This is a genomic window from Lysobacterales bacterium, assembly GCA_019634735.1.
Lineage (GTDB): Bacteria > Pseudomonadota > Gammaproteobacteria > Xanthomonadales > UBA2363 > Pseudofulvimonas.
The window spans coordinates 249,497-269,942 of sequence record JAHCAT010000001.1 but is presented as its reverse complement, the minus strand read 5'-3'; the positions used below and the strand labels follow the sequence as shown (position 1 = coordinate 269,942).

The 20,446-nt window shown below is 66.2% G+C and carries 13 protein-coding genes; 7 read left to right on the top strand and 6 right to left on the bottom strand.

Features of this window, described 5'->3' with window-relative positions; all coding sequences use genetic code 11:
• Positions 1–39: 39 nt before the first annotated feature.
• Positions 40–1,848 carry a hypothetical protein gene (locus KF823_01065; protein MBX3724492.1) on the bottom strand — a complete coding sequence of 603 codons (1,809 nt, stop codon included), beginning with the start codon at positions 1,846–1,848 and terminating at the stop codon, positions 40–42.
• Positions 1,845–2,408: a hypothetical protein gene (locus KF823_01060; GenBank protein MBX3724491.1), complete on the bottom strand. Its 564-nt coding sequence runs from the start codon at positions 2,406–2,408 to the stop codon at positions 1,845–1,847. The genes KF823_01065 and KF823_01060 overlap by 4 nt, the downstream gene beginning before the upstream one ends.
• Before the next feature lie 196 nt (positions 2,409–2,604).
• Between KF823_01060 and KF823_01055 the strand changes: the two genes are divergently transcribed.
• Complete coding sequence (locus tag KF823_01055; GenBank protein ID MBX3724490.1) at positions 2,605–8,262, top strand: CotH kinase family protein; 5,658 nt, start codon at positions 2,605–2,607, stop codon at positions 8,260–8,262.
• Positions 8,263–8,291: 29 nt separating this feature from the next.
• Here KF823_01055 and KF823_01050 read toward each other — a convergent pair whose 3' ends face one another.
• Entirely contained in the window at positions 8,292–10,097 is a 1,806-nt protein-coding gene (locus KF823_01050; protein MBX3724489.1) for a diguanylate cyclase, read from the bottom strand.
• Between the two features lie 257 nt (positions 10,098–10,354).
• Here KF823_01050 and KF823_01045 point away from each other — a divergent pair, with 257 nt between their 5' ends.
• From KF823_01045 to KF823_01035, 3 genes are all read left to right on the top strand, one after another.
• Positions 10,355–12,745 carry a S8 family serine peptidase gene (locus KF823_01045; GenBank protein ID MBX3724488.1) on the top strand — a complete coding sequence of 797 codons (2,391 nt, stop codon included), beginning with the start codon at positions 10,355–10,357 and terminating at the stop codon, positions 12,743–12,745.
• A 135-nt stretch (positions 12,746–12,880) separates the two neighbouring features.
• A complete protein-coding gene (locus KF823_01040; protein ID MBX3724487.1) occupies positions 12,881–13,849 on the top strand; it encodes a hypothetical protein in 969 nt (322 codons plus the stop codon).
• The gene (locus tag KF823_01035; protein MBX3724486.1) at positions 13,846–14,154 is read left to right on the top strand and encodes a hypothetical protein; all 309 of its coding nucleotides are present in this window, start codon (positions 13,846–13,848) and stop codon (positions 14,152–14,154) included. Before KF823_01040 ends, KF823_01035 begins: the two co-directional genes overlap by 4 nt.
• Positions 14,155–14,333: 179 nt before the next feature.
• On the opposite strand, the gene KF823_01030 is transcribed toward KF823_01035, so the two are convergent.
• Positions 14,334–14,615, bottom strand: coding sequence for a LytTR family transcriptional regulator DNA-binding domain-containing protein (locus KF823_01030; GenBank protein ID MBX3724485.1), 282 nt, complete (start codon positions 14,613–14,615; stop codon positions 14,334–14,336).
• A gap of 209 nt (positions 14,616–14,824) precedes the next feature.
• Positions 14,825–15,877, bottom strand: a complete 1,053-nt coding sequence (locus KF823_01025; protein ID MBX3724484.1) for a hypothetical protein — start codon at positions 15,875–15,877, stop codon at positions 14,825–14,827.
• Between the two features lie 628 nt (positions 15,878–16,505).
• Between KF823_01025 and KF823_01020 the strand changes: the two genes are divergently transcribed.
• The 3 genes from KF823_01020 (at position 16,506) to KF823_01010 (ending at position 19,160) form a co-directional block, all read left to right on the top strand.
• Entirely contained in the window at positions 16,506–17,582 is a 1,077-nt protein-coding gene (locus tag KF823_01020; GenBank protein MBX3724483.1) for a hypothetical protein, read from the top strand.
• The gene (locus KF823_01015; GenBank protein MBX3724482.1) at positions 17,579–18,469 is read left to right on the top strand and encodes a hypothetical protein; all 891 of its coding nucleotides are present in this window, start codon (positions 17,579–17,581) and stop codon (positions 18,467–18,469) included. Before KF823_01020 ends, KF823_01015 begins: the two co-directional genes overlap by 4 nt.
• A 493-nt stretch (positions 18,470–18,962) precedes the next feature.
• Positions 18,963–19,160 carry a hypothetical protein gene (locus KF823_01010; GenBank protein ID MBX3724481.1) on the top strand — a complete coding sequence of 66 codons (198 nt, stop codon included), beginning with the start codon at positions 18,963–18,965 and terminating at the stop codon, positions 19,158–19,160.
• Between the two features lie 444 nt (positions 19,161–19,604).
• On the opposite strand, the gene KF823_01005 is transcribed toward KF823_01010, so the two are convergent.
• The gene (locus tag KF823_01005; protein ID MBX3724480.1) at positions 19,605–20,438 is read right to left on the bottom strand and encodes a right-handed parallel beta-helix repeat-containing protein; all 834 of its coding nucleotides are present in this window, start codon (positions 20,436–20,438) and stop codon (positions 19,605–19,607) included.
• Positions 20,439–20,446: the final 8 nt, after the last annotated feature.

The following is a 20,446-nucleotide window of genomic DNA, read 5'->3' as shown; positions in this document are numbered from 1 at the left end:
GCTTCCACGTTGATCGGGTCGCGAGCAAGGCAAGCAATCTCAGTCGCCGGCAGCCGCCGAGCGCGTTTCGTCTGAAGGCTGGACACCCCGAGCGGCCGGCAGCCCCCATGCCTCCGGATGCAGATAACGCCCGCGCTCGCCGGCCGGCTTCATCTCCTCCACCGGAATCCGGTGCGCCTCCGCCCAGGCATCCTGGCGGATGCCGGTGACCATCCAGGACACCCGGGCGCCGGGAAGACCGCCTGAGATCACGAAACGTCCATCGCGCATGGTCTGCGAAATGAACAGACCCGGCATCGAGGCGTCCAGGGCCGTGAGCTGGTACCGGAAGTCGCGGTTCAAGGCCTCGAACCAGTCCGCCATCTCCACCACCGCCGAACCGCTGGCATCCAGCATCGCGATGCCGTCATAGATGTTCTTCATGTCCGGCGATTCCACGAAGGAGTGGTAGAGGTACTTGTTCTCGGGATCCAGCGGGTGGTCGATCCGGAAGCTGCCGCCGCCCTTGCTCAGGCTGCCGCTGACCTGGACGTTGCCGAAAAAGCGGCCCGCCAGGGCGCCGCTACCGGACGCGCTGCCCTCGACCGCGATGTTGTTCGCGCCATTGGCGATGCCCCAGATCGCCCGGCTGCCGCCGGCCGCGATCGCCTGCCCGAACACCGCGGCGGAGTTGGGATTCGTGCTGGAGGTGGAACCATAGACGCCCACCGACTGCGAATCGGCGTTGAAGATGAGGCCTGCGATACCGGCGCCGTTGAAATCGGTCAGGGTCGAGCTGCTGCCTTCGATGGCCCGCGCATTCTCGCTGCTGGGGACGACCCGAAGCCCGTTGCCCGAACCGGACCAGACCTGTCCGTAGTGGTTGTGATCGGACCGCGCAACGTTCGTGGCGGAACCGCTACCTGCGAAGTTGACTGAGAGGGCGACAGTGCCCGCGCTGCCGCCGCCGCTCAATCCAGGGCCGGACTGGACGCCGGCGATGCCGGTGCCCTGGATCTGGATGGTGCTGCCGCTGGTGACGACACCCACCGTGCCCGTTCCGCTGAGGCTGACGCCGTCCTGCAGGCCATTGAGACTGCGCACGACGTGGCCGTTGGCGATCTTGCTGCCGGTGACGACGGCCGGCGCGAGCGCGGTGGCGTTCTGGGATCCCACCACCTCGCCGGCCAGCGGGGCAGTGAAGGTCGCAGCAGTATCCGCGCTCACGGCGTGCTGGGCGTTGGTGGCGTTGGTTGCGTTGGTGGCGTTGGTGGCGTTGATCGCATTGATCGCGCTGGTGGCAGTCTGGGCCTGGTCGGCCGTACCTGCGTGGCTGGCGAAGCTGGCGCTGTCGGCGTTGCCCTGGACATCGCCGCGCAGCAGGCTTGCCTCGATGGCGCCATCGCCATCCCGGCGGACCAGGGTATCGGCTTGCACGCCCACCCGGGCACCCGTCACCCGGGTGCTGCGACCGGAACCGGTCACCTCGCCCCGAAGGTCGACATCCATCGCGAACTGCGAGACCGGCGAGGCAAGGATGGGCTGCCGCGGAAGAATCACGTCGCCATTGACCGCCATCTGCAGCCAACGTTGCCGGCCGTCGAACTGGCCGGGAAAGCTCAGCTCCGCGATCACCAGGCCATCGACCACCGGCCAGGCCGGCAACTCGACGACCGGGTCCATGGGCCCGGTCAGCACTTCGTCGGCATGCAGCGAGAAACGCAGATCGAATTCCCCCGTCGCCGGAATCCCCTGCTCCAGCAGACGGCCCTGGTAGCTGAACTGTTCGGTCTGCAGCCCCTGGGCCGCAACTCCGAACACGAAGAACCCGCCGACAAGGAAAAGCAGGGTGCGCAGCGTCATGCTCATGGACGACATTCCTCGAAGCGATGGAAGAAAACGGTGTCGGCACGCGTGGCACCGGCTCCGGCCCAGAACCCGTGTTGCACCGACCAGCGGCCTGTGACGTCGGCCCCTGTGCCGGCCAGGTCGGGACCCGGCTCGCCACGCAGTTCGAAGCAGGTGCCTCGCCGCAACCGGTTGTCGGCAGCGCCCAGGTGCCCCGCGGAAAGCGAAAAGCGAGGCAGCCCGGACAACCCTTCCGCCGGCGCGTCCGCCTGCAAGGGCAGGCTGACCGCCAGCCAGGCAAGGGCCGGCACGGCAACGAAGATCAAGCGGACGGATCGGCGCATGGACTGACCTGAGGTGGCGATGATCGGGTTCTGCTGGCGCAAGCGTCGGATTCGATCGATTCCTATCACGCGGCTCCGGGGCGGGAGAACAGGCAGTTCCAGGTCATCGTCGACAACCGGATCGTCCACTACGAAATGCGCTGGACGAACGGTCCCAGCAACGCCACCGGGCACCAGGTCTGCTTCGCCGTCGGGCAGATTGCCGCCGAGGTCCCGGGCTGTGCGCGGGCCGGCCACTGCTACTCCTGCAACCCTGGTACCGGTTGCGACTGCGACCATCGGGTGCGTGATGTCCTCGTTGGAAAATGTCCCTGACACCTTTCCTGTCAGCCCCTCGGCGGTCCGGAAATGTCCCTGGCACCTTTTTTAGGTCAAGATGCGCCAGCAGGTAATGCCAACAAATGTCCCTGACACCTTTTTTGCCCGAGGCATCATGAAGCTGATTTCTCTTGGCCTGATCGCCAGCGCTGTCCTTTCCTTTTCGCATCACGCACTGGCGCTCGGTCCTGAGGCGGCGAGTGCCACGTCGCACCGGGCCCAGGCGGCGTCGGGTCAGGCCTTGTCCGGGGACAGGCCCTACCGGCGGGCGCTGCATGAGCTGGTCCATGAGCGGACCGCGCATTCAAGGACCCTGCAGAACGACGACAGGACGCGCACGGTCGTGATGTCCTCGGTGCCGCTGCACTACCAGGACGAGCACGGCAACTGGCTCGGCATCGATCAGCAACTGACCGATCTCGGCAACCGGCTCGTGTTTCCCTCGCACGGCCCTGGCCTCGTCTACGACAAGCACGACGGCAGCATCGAACTGGCGGGGGCGGATGGGCAGGCCGTCACCCAGTCCGGGCGTTCCCGGCTGCTGCAGGTCGGTCCGTCCAGCCAGGTCATCGCACGCTTCGAGCGCGCGCAGCGGCCGGCGCAGCGGCTCGACGGCAATACGCTCACGTACGAGGACGGCTTCAGCGGCATCGACATCGAGCGGCAGTTCCAGCATGGCGGCCTGACGAACACCTACGTGCTGCGCAACGCCAACCTGCTTTCCGCGACGATCGATCAGCTGGTCTTCGAGGAGGACCTGGCGCTGCCGGCGGGCTACTCGCTGCGGCATGCGCCGGGCACTGCCGAGTCGGGCAACGGCATCCAGGTGCTGGATGCCCAGGGCCAGCTGGCCTTCATCATCGAGCCCCCCCTCGCCACCGACGCCCAGCCGGTCGAGGCCAAGACCCGGCACCTGTACGCGCCCCACCAGGCCGGGCTCTCCTTCCAGGACAACGGCGATTCGAACTACACGGTGCGGGTCGCGCTGGCCGCCGACTGGCTGCAGCGCGCCGGGCGGACGCTTCCGGTGACGGTGCGATCGACGATCACTGTGGTGAGCAACGCGGTGATCGCCTCCTGCCACACCCCCGCCTTCCAGCAGTCGACCCTGGTGGTGGACGTGCCCGAGGGCGACACCATCCTCTGGACCGACATCGAGTACGACTTCGTCTCCATCAACCAGGCCTGGCGCTCCGAGCAGCGCAGCTTCGTGTCCGGACCGGCCGGCCAGACCCCGGTCTTCTCCGGCACCGGCGACACCACCGGAACGCAGACCTACGCCCTGCCCCTGTCCGAGATCGGCAATGGCGTGTCGACCGGGACGGTGCCCTACGTCTTCCACTCGGCCCGGACCTGGGGCGGCTCGGGCTGCAACAGCAGCTTCAGTTTCCTCAACCGGCGGCAGCTCTCGGTCACCTACGGCACGGTCGAGTTCGGTGACGGGCCGGTGTCGATCAACGAGTACTCCGCCTCCAACCGGACCTTCCTGGACGGCTTCGGCCGGACCGAAGACTGGATCGAGCTTCGCAACGCCGACCCCGAGCGCTTCTTCGACCTCAGCGGCTACCACCTGAGCAACGATGCCAGCGCGCCCACCAAGTGGCGGATCTCGAACGGCATCATCCCGCCCGGCGGGCACGTCATCGTGTTCGCCTCCGAGCGCGACCTTTCCTCGGGCATGGTGCAGCACGCCAGTTTCGATCTCACCCAGCTCAGGCCCGACCAGATCGTGCTGGCCGACCCGGATGGCGTCATCCTGGAGTCGCACACGATGCACGTCACCCAGGTCAACCATTCCTACGGCCGCATCCACGACGGTGCCGACCAGTGGGGCGTGTTCACCTCGCCCTCGCCGGGCAATGCCAACGCCAATGCCCGGGTGACCTACGCCTCCCGGCCGACGCTCAGCGTCGCGGCGGGCGCCTACCAGGGCAGCGTCACCCTGGCGATGGCATCCGCCGGCAACAACGAGCAGATCCGGTACACCACCAACGGCGCGACGCCGACCGCGTCGTCGAGCCTGTACACCGCGCCCATCATGCTGAACCAGACCGCCGTGGTCAGGGCACGCGCCTTCAGTACGGACGCCGACATCCTGCCCAGCTTCATCGAGACCCGGACCTACCTGATCGATGAGACCTTCACCCTGCCGGTGTTCTCGTTCTCAGGCGACCAGGACCTGCTGAGCCTGTTCGGCGGCAACCAGAACCTGGAGCCGCTGGGGCACTTCGAATACTTCGAAGCCGACGGCCAGTTCGTCGACGGCAATTTCGGCGACTTCAACAAGCACGGCAACGACTCCTGGAGCTACCCCCAGCGCGGCGTCGATTTCGTCTCCCGCGACGACTACGGCTACAAGCGCAGGCTGGAGCACCGCTTCTTCGAGACCTCCGACCGCACGCGCTTCCGGCGTCTGATGGTCAAGGCCGCGGCCAACGACAACTACCCGTTCCAGAACGGCGGCGCGCACATCCGCGATTCCTACATCCAGCACCTGTCGCAGCTTGCCGGGCTGGACCTGGACGAGCGCAGCTCGAGCCACGTGCTGCTGTTCGTCAACGGGCAGTACTGGGGGGTCTACGACCTGAGGGAGCGGGTCGACGACAACAACTACACGGACTACTACTACGGGCAGGACTACACCTACCGCGAAAGCGACGTCCACCTGCAATTCCTGAAGACCTGGCAGGGCACCACCGCCCACTTCGGCAACCAGCCGGCGCTGAACGACTGGGCCAGCCTGCGGCAGTACGTCCAGAACAACAACATGGGCGACCCGCAGCACTACGCCTATGTGCAAGGCCAGCTCAACATCGACAGCCTGATCGACTACTTCGTGATCAACTCCTGGGTGGTCTCGCGCGACTGGCTGAACTACAACACCGGCTGGTGGCGCGGCCTGAACCCCGCGGGCTCGGCCCAGCAGTGGCGCTACATCCTGTGGGACCTGGAGGCGGCCCTGGGCCACTTTCACAACTACACCAACCTGCCCAACCCCACGCACACGGCGCCGCCGTGCCAGGCCGAGGCGCTTCCGGTCGGCAATGGCCATACACAGATCCTGAGCAAGCTGATCCAGCAGAACCCCGAGGTCCGCCGGCGCTATGTGACCCGCTACATCGACCTGCTCAACACGCACTTCTCCGCCACCAACGCCGTCGCCGTCCTGGACGGCATGATCGACACCATCGCGCCGGAGATGCCCAGGCAGATCGCGCGCTGGGGCGGCAACCTGACGACCTGGCAGAACAACGTCGCGGCAGTCAGGAACTTCGTCAACAACCGCTACACCTACCTGATGAACACCGGGCTGGCCAGTTGCTACGGCGTGACCGGGCCCTTCGCCACGCAGTTCGATGTGGTGCCCGCGGACGGCGGCCGGATCCGGATGAACTCCGAATGGCTGCCCGACTATCCGTTCCAGGCCCGGCTGTTCGGCAACATCACCACCCGGGCGCTGGCCGAGCCCGCCCCCGGCCACACCTTCAGCCACTGGGAAATCGACGGCGTGGCGGTCCTGCCGGTGCTCACCGACCCGCAGATCGAGGTGCTGATCAGCCAGGCCAGTTCGGTGACCGCCCACTTCACGCCCCCGGTATCGGGCGGCGAGCTGATCCACTACTGGCACTTCAACGACCTGGTCACCCCCAACGACGTGACCAGCATCGCCGCCGACCATAGCCTGATCGCGGGCGCCCCCCCGCTGATGACCTATACCGGCAGCGGACCGCGCGACATCGATGCCTACAACGAGGGCTCGGAGCTCAACCTGCACCTGGGCCAGCCGCCAGGACGCAGCGCACGGGTGCGCAACCCCTCGGCAGGCCGCAGCCTGGTGTTCGACCTGCCCACCACCGGCTATGGCCAGATCAACTTCAGCTACGCCGTGGAGCGCACCAACAACGGCATGCTGCGCAACCTGCTGTCCTACAGCATCGACGGCGTCAATTTCATCCAGAGCGGCCTGGACCCCGTCGAGTTCCCGCTGGACAGCGCAGAGACCTACTACCTGGTGAACCTGGATTTCGCGGCGATCGCCGGCGCCAGCGACAACCCCGACTTCAAGGTCAGGATCGCGTTCGACGGCAACACCACGGGCACCAGCGGCAACAACCGCATCGACAACGTCAGTCTCAACGGCGTCCGGATCGATGGCGCACCCGCCACCCGCCTCGGCTTCGGTGCGATCAACGGCGACAGCCCGGTCCATGTCGGCGAGCCCTTCTTCGCCACGGTCCAGGCGCTGGACGACCTGGGCAACCCGGCGCCTGTCACGCAGGACACCGAGGTGAGCCTGGCGCTGGTCGCCGGCGCCGGGACGCTGTCCGGCACCCTGGCCGGCATCCTGCCCGCCGGCAGCCACACCGTGGTGATCGACGGCATCGTCTACAGCCAGGTCGACCAGGACGTCCGCCTGGGCGCCACCGCCAGCGGCCTGGCCCCGGCCACCAGCGCGCCCTTCAGCGTGCTGCGCCGCAGCTTCGCCCTGGTCCTGGGCCAGAACGTCCAGGGCGCCGGCACGGTTGACGGCGGCGGCATGTACTTCGAGGGCGACCCCGTCACGCTCACGGCAAGCCCGGCCGACGGCTTCGTCTTCGAAGGCTGGATCGACACCACCGGCCAGGTGGCGTCGACGCAGGCGCAGTGGAGCTTCGCCATGCCCGCCGCCGCCCTGCACTACACCGCCCGGTATGCACTGACCGACAACGGCGCCCTGATCCACTACTGGCACTTCAACGACCTCGCGGCCGGCGACCTGGAACTGGTGCCCTCCGACTTCTCGGCGGTCGCCAGCGGCCTGATCACCTATCCCGGCATCGCGTCCGCCACCCCCAACGGCATCATGGACCGGCGCAGCCACAACAGCGCCAACCCGGTCAGCAACTTCAACCTGCGCCTGGACCAGCCGCCGGATGACGGGCACGTGCTGCGCGTGCGCAATCCCTCGCACGCGCACATGCTGCGCGTCCAGGCCCCCTCCACCGGCTATCAGGACCTGGTCGTGTCCTTCGCCACGACCCGCACCAGCAATGGCGCCTCGGAACAGGCGTTCCAGTTCTCCAGCGACGCCGGCCTGACCTGGATGGACGTGGGCGAGGCCTACGCCGTGTCCATGCTGGACGAGACCGGCTACCTGGCCCGGACCTTCCACCTGTCCGCGTTCGATGCGGTGAACGACAACCCCGACCTGGTGTTCAGGATCCTGTTCACCGGCGACGGCGCCAGCAACCTCGACGGCAACAACCGCTTCGACAACCTCAGCATCGAAGGCACCTCGGTCTTCAAGATCTTCGATCGCATCTACGCCAATGGCTTCGAGGTGCAGGCGGGGGTGGATGGGGGTACTGCGGTCGACCCGGGTGGTGCGGGCATGCTCGACGGTGCCGTGGGCGACCCCTGGGATACGGGTGTGGCGCCCGGCGCGGGCGATCCGCATGCCGACCATCCGATGTCCGGATCGCCAGCCCATGCCTCGGGCGACGAGGATCCGGCATGCCGCCCGATCGGTCATCCAGGTTCCGCGAACACCCTGCCCTGCCGTAATGCGAGTGCAACCCCGGAGGGCGAGGTGCGCGGCACGCAACCGGCCGCCGTTCCCGTGCCCGTGATGCGTCCGGCCGCACTCGCGCTCATGGGCCTGCTGTTGCTGCTTGCCGGGCTGTACGGTTTTCGGGTTCAGGCGTCCCGACGGGTCCCAGCGGGTCGGGCATGGCGATCAAGCTGCGCAGCCGCACCTGCCGCAAGGGAACGAAGCGAGTCGGCCTTGACCTGATCCATTGAGCGCAGGGCCCGCGCCCTGCATCAGCCTGTTGATACGGCGACCACCTGGTCCCGGCCGCGGCGCTTGCCGGCGTACAGGGCCTGGTCGGCCGCCTTGATCAGGGACTGGGCGCTCATGCCCGGGCGCGCGGTGGCGACGCCCTGGGTGATGGTGAGCATGACCGCCTCACCGGCCACCGTGAACGGGGTGGCCGAGATCGCCTTGCGCAGGCGCTCGGCGATGGCGTGGCCGGCGGTGAGGCCGGTGGCCGGCAGCAGCAGCAGGAATTCCTCGCCGCCCCAGCGCGCCAGGGTGTCCTGGCTGCGCAGGGTCGCGGCGAGCCGCTCGCCGATGGCGACCAGGACGGCGTCGCCGGCATCGTGGCCGTGGCGGTCGTTGATGGCCTTGAAGTGGTCGACATCGGCCATCACCAGGGTGAGCGGCTGGCCGGTCTCGCGCGAATGCGCAAGGGCCTCCTGCAGGCGCTCCAGCATGGCGCGCCGGTTGGCCAGGCCGGTCACGGCATCGGTGCCGGCGGCCCGCTCCAGCTCGCGGGCGACGCGGCGGCCCACCGTCAAGCGCCTGTAGGTGACCGCCGCCAGCAGCGCCAGCAGCAGTCCAGCCAGGGCAACCACGCCCAGCACCAGACGCTGGCGCTGCAGCTGCAGGGCCTGGATCTCGCCGGCGCTGCGCAGCAGCTCGATCTCGCGGGCCTGGCTGTCGGTATCGAAGCGCGCCTGGATCTCGGCGACCCGCTCGGCGTGGCCCTGGGCAGCCTGCGCGTCCTGCAGCCGGGTCACCTCCCGCTGCTGCGCCAGCGCCTCCCGGAAGTCGCCGCGGGCCTCGGCCACGGCGACCCGCTTGCGCACGATCTCCAGCCGCAGCCCGACCTCGGTGGCGTTGTCCGGCAGCAAAGCCTCGGCCGCATCCAGGTGGGCGGCCGCCCGGGCCGGCTGCCTCATGGTCAGCGCCGAACCAGCCAGGGTGACCCGCGAGTAGATCTCGCCATGCAGATCGCCCACCGCGGCGCGGATCGCCAGGGCGCGCTCATGGAAGGGCAGCGCCGCCGCTGGATCGCCCAGCCGATCAAGCGCCAGACCGACATTGCTGGCCGCATAGGCGATGCCGCGCTCATTGCCGAGCTGGGTGAACAGCGTCAGCGCCTCGTCGTTGAGATCGCGCAGACGCCGGTTCTCCGCACGCGCACCCTCCTCGTCCCCGGCGCGCTCGGCAGCCAGCGCCCGCTTGGCCGCCACCGAGCCCAGGTTGATCAGCGAGCCGGCGATGCCCGGCAGATGCTCCGCCTCCCGGAACCCGTCCAGCGCCTGCTCGTGGTAGCGCTGCGAGGCGTCCAGTTCGCCAAGATTGTTGTACAGGTTGCCGATGTTGCCGGCGGTCTTGGCCGCCTCAAGCGCATCGTCGGCACGCTGGCTGTGGTCCAGCGAGGCCAGATAGGCATCCAGGGCGCCTGTGTAGTCCTCGCTGTCGGCCAGGGCCAAGCCGGCACCGCGGTGCACCGTCGCCCACTGCGCCGCACCGGCATCCGTGCCGGCCAGCAGGTCCAGCGCCGCGCGGAACCGCGCCAGCGCCTCGGCGTTGCGGCCCAGGATGTGCAGGTTGCTGCCGACTGCCGCCTGCACCATCGCCGCCGCCACCGGACAGCCGCCCTGCCCGTCCGGCAGCTCCGCCAGCAGCGCCTCGCCCCGAGCCACGCCGGCCAGGGCGTCGCGGTCGCGCTGGGCGACGATGGTGTCGGCTTCGGTGAGGAGGTGCTCGCAGGGCTCGTTGGCCGTCGCCAACGACGAGGCAAACAAGAGGCCGACAAGCAGGGGGAGTAGCGTTGGCATGCGGAGATTCTACGCAGCTTGCAGGGCCCCGCGCCCCCGTCGACGCAGCTGAGGGTGGCGACACAAAGGTGTCGGGATGGAAGACGCCCATGTTTCCCAGACCGCGGGGCAATCTGTGTTCGGGACTGGGAAATGACAGCAGTACCGCCAACCCAGGTGAGACATCCATCACACATCCCGCTCCTGAACTGCCAAACAAGGCCCGGAGCACCCCCGTCTCCTGGCCACATCGCTGCCCAGGTCCGGGAGGAACACGCATGGCCACGCGATCCAGCAAGCACTCCAGCACTCCGGCAAAACGGAGCAGCAGGCCGGCAGTCAAGCGCACCCGAAGCACCGAGGCCACGACCGGCGCCGACCCGGGAGACAACGAGACACTGGCTCGCACAGTGATCTACGTGCACGGCATCGGCCCCAAGCCGGCCGAGGCGGTACTCACCTGCCAGTGGGATCGGGCACTGTTCGGGCACCTGATGGGAGATCGCACCCGGATGGCCTATTGGGTCAACCATGCACGGCATGGCTCGCCGGTGGAGGCCGAGTGCGACGATGGCGACAGCTCCGTGTCGGCCAGTGCGGTGCGCCAGTTCGGCGCCCTGGAGGCTGATTGGGACCCCCACCATGAACGCCTGATCGAGCACCTCTCCACCAGCAAGGAAGAGCGCGACTTCCTCCGGGAAATGCGCGACAACCTGGAGGAGCAGGCGGCGCCAGGCTCGTTCGGCGCCAAGGGCGTGTCATCCGCGTTCTGGAACAGTCTGTCCTGGCTGTTCACCCGTGCCTTCATCCGCGACACCCACGACTTCTTCTTCGATCAGGACGCTCGCACGCGGATGCGCGAATCGCTGATGGACGTGCTCAAGCCTGGCGGTGCGCCGTTCGTGGTGATCGGCCACAGCCAGGGCTCGATGATCGCCTACGACGTGCTGCGCGAGTTGGATCCATCCACCTACCCCGTCGACCTGTTCCTGACGATCGGTTCACCGCTCGGACTGAACACGGCGCGTGCGCGATTCAGGAAGTGGACTGGCAGCAAGCGGCTGCCCTTCCCACCCTGCGTGTCCCGTTGGCTGAACGTGGCCAACCGCGGAGACATCGTGTGCGCCGACCTCGACCTCACCAACGACATCCAGAAGACCCCGCGCTTCCAGAACGTCATCATCTCTTCGCCCAACCAGGAACTGAAGGACGACAAGCACGCCGCCACGGGCTACCTTCAGGTCGCTGAAGTGCGCCAGGCCGTGACCGAGGCCACCGGCCCCGGATTCGTGCAGCCGGTGGGCCCGCAGACCATCATGTCCGACCTGGACAGGGAGATGAAGGGCCGCCCCCGCACCGCCACCCATCCGGTGCTCATCGAGTTGGGCATCAAGCGCTTCGCCAGCCCAGCCGAAATCGGCGAAATGCGAGCGGCACTGGACCGGCGCATCCGCGACCTCGTCCAGACCCGGCCGGACCCCGATGCACGGGAACCCTGCGTGGAGACGATGCGCTACTGGCTGTCGGCGCAGCTCACCCGATCGGAGGTGGAGACGCTGCGCACCGAGTTCGCCGAGCTCAGCATCCGGCGCGTCTGGAAGGATGCCCAGAAGCACGCCCTCATCAACGTCTCCTCCGCGATGGTCCAGGCCAACGTCGCCAATGCCGCCTACTCGGCGCGCGGCCAGGGGATCACCTGGGCGGTCCTGGACACCGGCATCCGCGCCGACCACCCGCACTTCCAGACCCACGACACGGTCAAGGCGGTCTGGGACTGCACAGGCCGCGGCGAACCCACCGAGCTGGCCCTCACCGGCAAGGACCTTAGGGCGCTGGATCCGCAGGGCCACGGCACCCACGTCGCCGGCATCATCGCCGGCCAACTCGAGGTTGCCGAAGCGCCGGACGACGAGCCGAGGGTATTCGCTGGCCTGGCACCCGAGGCCAAGCTGATCGGCTTCAAGGTGCTGGACGAGGCTGGAAACGGCCGCGACTCCTGGATCATCAAGGCGCTCGACAAGATCGCAGAGATCAACGAAGCCGCCGGCAACCCCGTGATCCACGGCGTCAACCTCAGCCTCGGCGGCTACTTCGACCCGTCGGTCTACGGCTGCGGACATACGCCCCTGTGCCGCGAACTCAAGCGACTCTGGCGCCAGGGCGTCGTGGTCGTGATCGCCGCCGGCAACGAGGGCTACACGGTGCTGCGCACCAGCGGCGGCTCAAGCTGGCCGTCCAACATGGACATCTCCATCGGCGACCCCGCCAACCTGGAAGAGGCGATCGCCGTCGGATCGGTGCACCGGAAGAACCCGCACACCTATGGGGTCAGCTATTTCAGTTCGCGGGGGCCGACTGCGGATGGTCGGAACAAGCCGGACCTCGTGGCGCCTGGGGAAAAAATTCTATCCGCGCGCCATCACTGGCCTGCAAGTGGGCCAACCCAAAAGCATGCGGAAGATCTCTACGTAGAGATGAGCGGCACCAGCATGGCAGCGCCGCATGTTTCCGGGCTGCTGGCAGCGTTCCTGTCCGCACGACCCGAATTCAAGGGGGAACCCGACCTAACCAAGAATGTTCTTCTGAGAGCCTGCACATCTCTTGGTCGGGAAGCCAATGTGCAAGGATCAGGCATTCCGAATCTCGTAGCGATGCTAGCCACCAGCTAAGCGGCTTTGCCGGCGCACTCCTGCCCAATTGCGCTTCGAAACGGACTTCGATAAGGCATTAGGCGAGCAACCCCATGCCGCACTGCTCTCAAATCACTCCACTCCTCAAGACAAACTAATCGCCGGGAACAGAACGTGACTACCGAGCCCAACACTGAGGACCTGCGAGTCCGCAAACTGAACGATCTGCTCTTAGGTCTTGAGTCCAAGGTGGAGGCGACAAGGATCGAGTTAGATCAGGTTGGAATGGAGCTTGAACGGAAAATCGAGGCGTTCGAGTACCGCGTTGTTTCCGAAGCCACTTCCAAGCTAGTTCGAACCGTCAAGATTTCACTTGCAGCAGCAACTGCCGTGGTCGGCCTTATTGGAGTCAACATATACGATCAGTTGGCAAAGTTTCGCAATGAAAGGTCCGACTTGGTTGAATTGAGCGACCGCCTTAGGCAGCAGATTGACAAAAGCAATGAAGGCCTCTCCCAAAATATGGCTCAATTTGAAATCCTTAGGGAAAGAGAAGGAGAATTGTCAGTCGTTATTCGTGACGCCGAGGCCAACATTGATCTATTCAACTCGAAGGTCGAGGCTTTAGCCATGCAAGAGATTGGTCCTGCCCTCAACACGGCCAGGGACTCCATGAGGAGCATCTCAGAGGCTGCCAGAATGTACTCTGCACTGCCGGCGACCATTACAGACGTGGCTCATGATCTTGCACTTATTCGGTCCGATCAAGACGCAAGCACTCACGCTATTGCGGAAGTTGGCCTTCGCATAGAAACGGTAGCTAACGACCTTAGCCAGAACAAGAACTTGTCCCGAGCGCCTTTTGTGTTTTCGATCAGGCGTGGAGAGCCAATGGCTATTCCGGGTTTCGATGCATCAATAGTCGTACATCAAATTGGACGACGCGAGTTGACAAACTCCACCTTGCGCATCCACAGCGGACAACATCTGCGATTGCCATCCATTCCGTTCCACGAGCCAACCAACGTCCGAATTGGCAATCGGCCTGCCTGCCTGTTGGCCAGCCCGGCAGCCGGTGCGCCTTGGAACAGATACGCACTGTTGAATGTAGCTGACGGCGCATGCCCAGGACTAGACCCATGAAATGGCTCACGAAACCCCTTACCCAGACCACAAAGCTATTTCTCCTCTTGCTGTTCTTATTGGCACTCAGCGCTGCTGCGGCATGGTTCTCGCTAGACTACAACCCATGCCCAGGAGAATCAGCACAGCAACTGTGCGAAAAGGCAAGACACTTCATTTCCATTATTGAGAGGATGTTGGATGTCTTGATGTTGTCTGCAATTTTCGTGCTGCTATGTCTAATTTTCTCGCTCTTTGAAGACAATGATGAGCAGGCCGCAAGAAGGCGCGGGGCGCGAAGAAGAATTGTTGGTAGAAAACAATGAACTTCATTCTCCTGTCGATGTTCGTCGACACGGTTGGCGACAGACACCTTTCAGTTTGAAGTTCGGGATCAAGGACGCCTAGTAGGCAAATCTGAGCAAAGGATGAGCAAATCTGCTGCGACGTCTACGCCCCGATATCCAGACGCGTGACCCGGCCCCAAACCGACCCGTAGATCCAATCACCTCAACGCCCGCCTGACCCCCGGCATCACCCGCCGGCTCACCGGCACCGGGTCGCTGCCGCGCAGGTGCAGGGTGCCGGTGCAGGCGTCGCTGCGGTCCAGGCGTTCGATACGGCGGGTGTTGACCAGATGGGAGCGGTGCACGCGCAGGAAGGCGGGGGCGAGTTCGGCGTCGAGGTCGTTGAGGGTGGCGGTGTGCAGCAGGCGGCTGCCGTCGTCCAGGTGCAGCTCGACGTAGTCGCCGGCGCCCTGGATGCGCACGATGCGGTCGACCGACACCTGCCGCAGGGTGCCGGTGCCGGGGACCGATCGGGGTCAGGTTCACTTCCCGACAATGGATTCCCGATTGGCCAGCAGTCGCCCTCCCCTTCGGTCTCGTCGGCCACCCGCCTCTTCCGCCTGAGATGTGCCAACCGATGCGCCTCGGACAGTGACCTGCCCCCGTCAATAGGCCTTGGTGCGGGTGCGAGGCCTGGCCGGCGCGGACATCAGCCCGCCACCGTGTCGGCGGCCTCCGCATCGGCCATTTGCGCCTGCCAGTGCTGCCGGCGCCGGGCCACGCCGCGGACGATCTCGTCGCGGTGCTTGTCCAGGGCCTTCTGCAGTTCCTCGTCGTAGCCGTAGAGCGCCCAGGGCACGCGCTCGTGGATGATGGAGAGTGCCTCGTCCAGCTTCTTGTCCTTGGCCTGGATGCTGGCCTGGCCGTCGACGAAGTGGAGTTTGGCGACCACGCGGCTGCCCACTGGAACGAAGTAGATGCGCTGCCGGGTCACGTGCTTGTAGGCCCAGAGCAGGTCTTCGAGACGCAGCACATCGAAGCTCAGCCAGCGCGATCGCACAAGGAAGTTCTCGCCCAGCACCCAGCCGCTGAGCTTCATGCGGCTGGCGCCAAACTCCTTCTGCAGCGCTGGGCCAAGCGTCGATATGTCGCCCCAGGTGGCAACCCGCCGGGTGACCGGCGCCAGGCCGGGGTTGCGGACCTGTCGCACGGCCGGCACCGCTGCGCGCAGGAAGAAGAACAGGAAGACAGCGAACGCGGCAAGCGCGGCGTAGCCGGGGCTGCGGTAGTCGGACGTGTCGAGGATGAACGGGTAGAAGTGCTGCTTGTTGGCCGCCATTTCCGGCGAGGAGAACAGCTCCCCGGACAGCCGGCCCGGCATCGGCACGAGCTCTCCCTCGAACTCCGTACCGCCGAGATTGGACTTGACGATGAGGAATCGTCCGCCTGTCGCCAGCGCGTAGTAGTTGGCCGAAACACCGCGACTGGTCTCGCGGCCCCGCCGCTTGCGGACAGTGATCTCCTGGATCCCGGTCTCCATGACCTGCTCGCCCTGCACCCGCACGAACGGCGTGGCATGGGTTCTGACCTCGCCGATGCCGGCCAAGGTCTCGGAACTGGTCGGGAACGGCCCGAATGCGAAGTTGTACAGGTAGCGCCCTTGCAGGGCGAACAGCGCCAGCACCGCCGCAAGCACCAGTGACCAGAGCACCAGCCGCCGCCGGGCCGTCGTCCGTACCCGTTCTGTAACCCAGTTGTCCATGCGTTGCCTACCTGGAATGAAAAGAGCGATGTCACCCGGCAACGCGATGCAAGGAGGCGCCAGGACCGTGGTGCCGGCAAGTCTACGTTGCCCGTTGATGTCGTCAAGACGGATTCGGGGGCGGCTGCATATCCCGAACCGATGACGGGGCGAATGCCGGTGCCTGAGCCGGATTCGGGCTATTGCTGTGCAAGCCTGGCCGGGTGGGACTGCGGCCATGGCCCGCCTGCCAGAACACGCCCCCGACATTCCGCAGCAGGTGGTCCAACGCGGCAACAACCGTCTGTCCTGCATCCTTCGCCGGCATCCGCCGCCCCAACGCCTCCGCCCTCAAGCAGTTCCTTCCGACTGAGCAACCACCCGCCCTCGCCCACCCTGAAAGCCAACCTGACCCCGTTCGGCCCTCGCCCACCCCGAAAGCGAACCTGACCCCGTTCGGCCCACCTTTTCCGGGCTTTGAGTTATGTGAGACAGCGGGTCCCACGCCGACTCCCTTAGTGAGCAGTGCACTACAACCGGGTACCGCGTCGAAGCGTTGGCCGCCAGTCTTGCGCCTGCTCCACCACCTCGGTACGGAAGCCAGGTAGCCACCGGGGCTCTTGAACGGATCAATGCCAGGAAGAGCGAGATGCAGGAAGTCGATCGCACCACCGCGACTCGAAGGGCTCGGCGCAGGCTCATGCCCGCGGTCCTCATGATCGCCGTCATGACCTTATCGGCGTGCGCGAGCAACGGCATCATCGTCGAAAGCGTCAGCGACTATGGTCCCGATGATCAACTCCCAGCCGCCGTGATCAGTGGCGACGGCTTCCTCAAGGGCATGTTGGTTGGTTCGGAATGGGTGGGGAAGGCCCGGTACACCAACAGCGCCGTGTACGACACGGACTTCCTGGATCGAGATGTCGACTCGCGGGGCCGCGACGACCTGTACTTCGACCGCCCCGGCATGGCCATCTCGTACTTCACGGGACACGGCATCCTGGCAGACGGTTGTACGGCGACGCCCTGCACGTCATCAGGCACCTGCATGCGCCTGGGGGTGGGCAACCAGATCGACTACGGCGCCTGCAGGTTCAGCCCCCTGGATGCGCCCCGCTGCTGCTACATGACCCCGAGAGCCCTGGTAACCCGCAGCCCATTCGACAAGTTCAATGGGGTGGTGAACTACACCTCCGGACCGGTGCGGTTTGGCGAGAGCCGACAATCCGGCGGCTGGGCGGGTGCCGGGACCAACGGGGGCACCAACCTGGTGGTGCTGGATATCAGCCATGGCGTGCTACCACCGTATTGGCGGGAGACCCTGCAGGACGCCTTTGCGGGCGTTCATCTCATCGCCACCTTGATGACCGCAGGAGGCGATACTGCATCGGTTGCCGAACGCGGCCCGACGTTTGCTGCGCGGTGGGCGGCGGCACCGGATGGCAACGTGGCCCAGGCCTGGCTGGACACCATGGCCTGGCTGCCAAGCAGCTTGGGACATTCCTGTCCCGGTGGCGGTGGAGGCCGGGGATTCAACGGCTGCGGTTGTCACATCGTCGTGGCGATGGACGCAACGGCGCGGGGTGCCGCGAACAAGATGGCGGCGGGCTGGTCCCAGCTCCGCAATGATGGCTACGACGGCAAGGGAAATCGCTTCTACAGCGCCCGATGGCTCTGCAACTATCGCCTGGACACAGGAGATCAAGCGGCGTGGGTGCGCCCATGAAAAGCCTTGTTCCGCTGCTGGCACTTGGACTTTTGAGCGCGTGTGCGGGAAGGCCTGCACCGGTGCCCACCCTGGGTCCATCGGGTGCTGTCACCCGAACGCCCGACGACGTGCCGGGCTACCAGCATGGCGCGGATCGAACGAGGTTCGTGGTCGGCAACCGACCCCGCTGGCGTTTTGCCAACGGCCATGTCAGTTGGCAGGGCGACAACGGAACGTTCGCCATCAACCCGGTGAGCGGCGCGGCCGTGGGAACACCTGCCCGTGCGCGCCTCGCCGCCGCCGAAACCCGGGGCGGCACGCCACTGGACGCCGCGCGCCACTCTTCGCTGGTGCGGCGCTATTTCACCGAAATCGGCGTGCCCGATGAGCAGATTGGCAGCATCGACGACCTGACCTTGCTGGCCGAACACGGCGAGGTCTCCTCGCCGATCCAGCCTGCGCCGGTCGTGATCGGCTACGTCACCGCGCTGCGACGGGAAGTTGACGGGATACCGGTCCCCGACTCCGTTGCCTGGGCGCGGCTCGATAGTCAGGGCGCGGTGCTGGCCGAAGGAGTGCACTGGCCCCCCATTCCCAGGAGCGCCATCGACGAAGCGCGCAGGCTGCAGAACATTGCCGCAGATCCAGCGCGCCTTCGTGCCGTCATGACCGATCTTCCAACGGATGCTTCCCCGGGTATGGTCGTCATCCGCCATACCACGGCAGCGTCGTACGAGCAGCCAATCGCAGTAGCTGCCTATGTCGTCACCGCTGAACCCCAGGTATCCCACGGGAGAGAGACGCGGCGGACGGCGTCCCCGGATCTCTACTTCGACAGCAGCGGGAAAAGAGTGGTGCTGCCCAGCGAACGCGAGACACCGGTCGAGGAAACACCGCGGCGGTAGTCCGGTTACGCCCGCACCGACTGCTCGCCACCTCAACGGTCTGATATCTTGGCGACCCTGATCCGGGAGCACAGGCACCAAGTGGCGGGGCCCAGAGAGCGAGGCGGTCGCGGAGCTCGTCAGCCTGGCGGTGGGCACGCCGACTTCGGCCGCCTTCCTGGCCTCGGAATCGGGGTCCGGAATCGGAGTCAGGGTCACTTCCCGGGCCGGTGATGAGGCCAACGCCGGTACCCGCGCCGGAATCGGGGTATCGCAGCGCAGGCCCGGCCGGCAAAGCCCTGGGGCCATGACCCCGGATACCCGTGGCCGACCAGGGGCCCCGACGAAGGCCCCTTGCGGGGCGGGCGGACCGGTACTAGCGTGCGAATCCTGGGCCAGGTATCGGAGCGCTCATGAACCCGTTCCCGCAACTCGACGGCAGGCGAACCGGCACCGGTGTCGCGGCGCGCGGCCGCGCCTTCGGCCGCAGCGACAGCCGGCCCGGGCAGCAGCCATGAGGCAGGCGGACGACAAGGCGCTGCTCGAGGAGCTCGGCAGCCGCTGGGAAGTGCTCGTCGAGGCCCTGGCCGACCACCCCGGAAACGTCGCCCTGCTGACCGAGGCGCAATGGGTCAGCAACGAGATCATGTCCCTGTGCAGCCACCTGGGCACCAACCCGGTCTGGTTTCTGCTGTCGCACATGCATTTCTAGCGCACCCGCGAGGAGATCGGGGTCGAGATCGGGGTCAGGTTCACTTCCTGATGCATGCGTGGGCGAATTCCGGCGCCCGCGTCGGAATCGGGCCATCGAAGCAGCGCGTCCTGGGCCGCGACAGCTTCCGCGCAATGGTCGAAGCCCGTACCGCCCGGTTCAAGGGCATCCGCCTGGCCCATCGACCGCGTCTGAAAACCAAAAAAACGAGGTCAGGTTCGCTTTCCGACGCATGGTTGGGGGATTTGCGGCAACGGCGTCGGAACCGGGCCGTCGCAGCGCAGGGCTGGGCGATGGAGGCGGTGGCGGCAACGCCATCTCCACTGGCTGAGCGAAAACCTTTGACCCGACCCGGGCTACCGCGAAATTGCGCTCTGACCCCGGCTTCCGTGCCACCCCGGCCGGGTCACGGCCCGGTCCCGGCCAGAGTGTTTCCGCCGCCGGTCAGGGACAGGTCGCTTTCGCGCAGACGTTGCCGCCCATGTCGCGCACGGTGCCGTTGTACTGAGGGTTGGCGTTGTCGCCGTTGTTGTCGAAGAACGTGTTTCGTCCGAGGGCGATCTGAGGACTGCCGACATTGCCGTGGAATCCGAGCAAGGCGTTGGAGTAGAACTGATTGTCGAGCAGCGTGACGCGACTGCTTGTACGCGCGCCGGCACCGCCGTTGCCGATGAAGACGCTGTTGGTGATCCGCTGGCGCGTATCCCCGCCGAACGTCAGGTTGATGCCGTTGCCGCCGTTGCGAACGACGCGTACGCGCTCGATCGCCAGCTCGCTGGGGTTGACCGGTGCACCCAGGCCTGAGCGGATGCCCTCGCCCGGATTCTCGGTGATCAGCACATCCTGGACGACGAAGCCCCACCCAAAGCCGCCGCAGACCCCGTGTCCTGCGCCGCCGCGTACGGTCCCGTTGCGTAGCGTGCCGCTGCGAACGCTGAAGTTGATCATGCAGCTCGACGACGGACTGAACGAGCAGCTGGTGACTGGCGTTCCGCTGCAGGTGGTCGGACCGCGCACCGTGAAGCCGTTGAGATCGAGTCGGACGTCGCCATCGACAAAGGCGTTGATGACGGGGGAGGTGGTGTCGATGCTGAGATCGCTGGTCAGCCGGTAGTGGCCGGCCGCGGTTATGGTGACCGGAAAGCCAGGCGAATCACCGGTCATGCAGCCGGCCATGGCGCAGTCCTGGTTGATCTCGATGACGCCGTCGGCACGGGCAGCGTCCACTGCGAGCATGCCCGCAGTCAGTACGGCGAGCGGGAGCAGGATTCGGTACATGGCGTTCT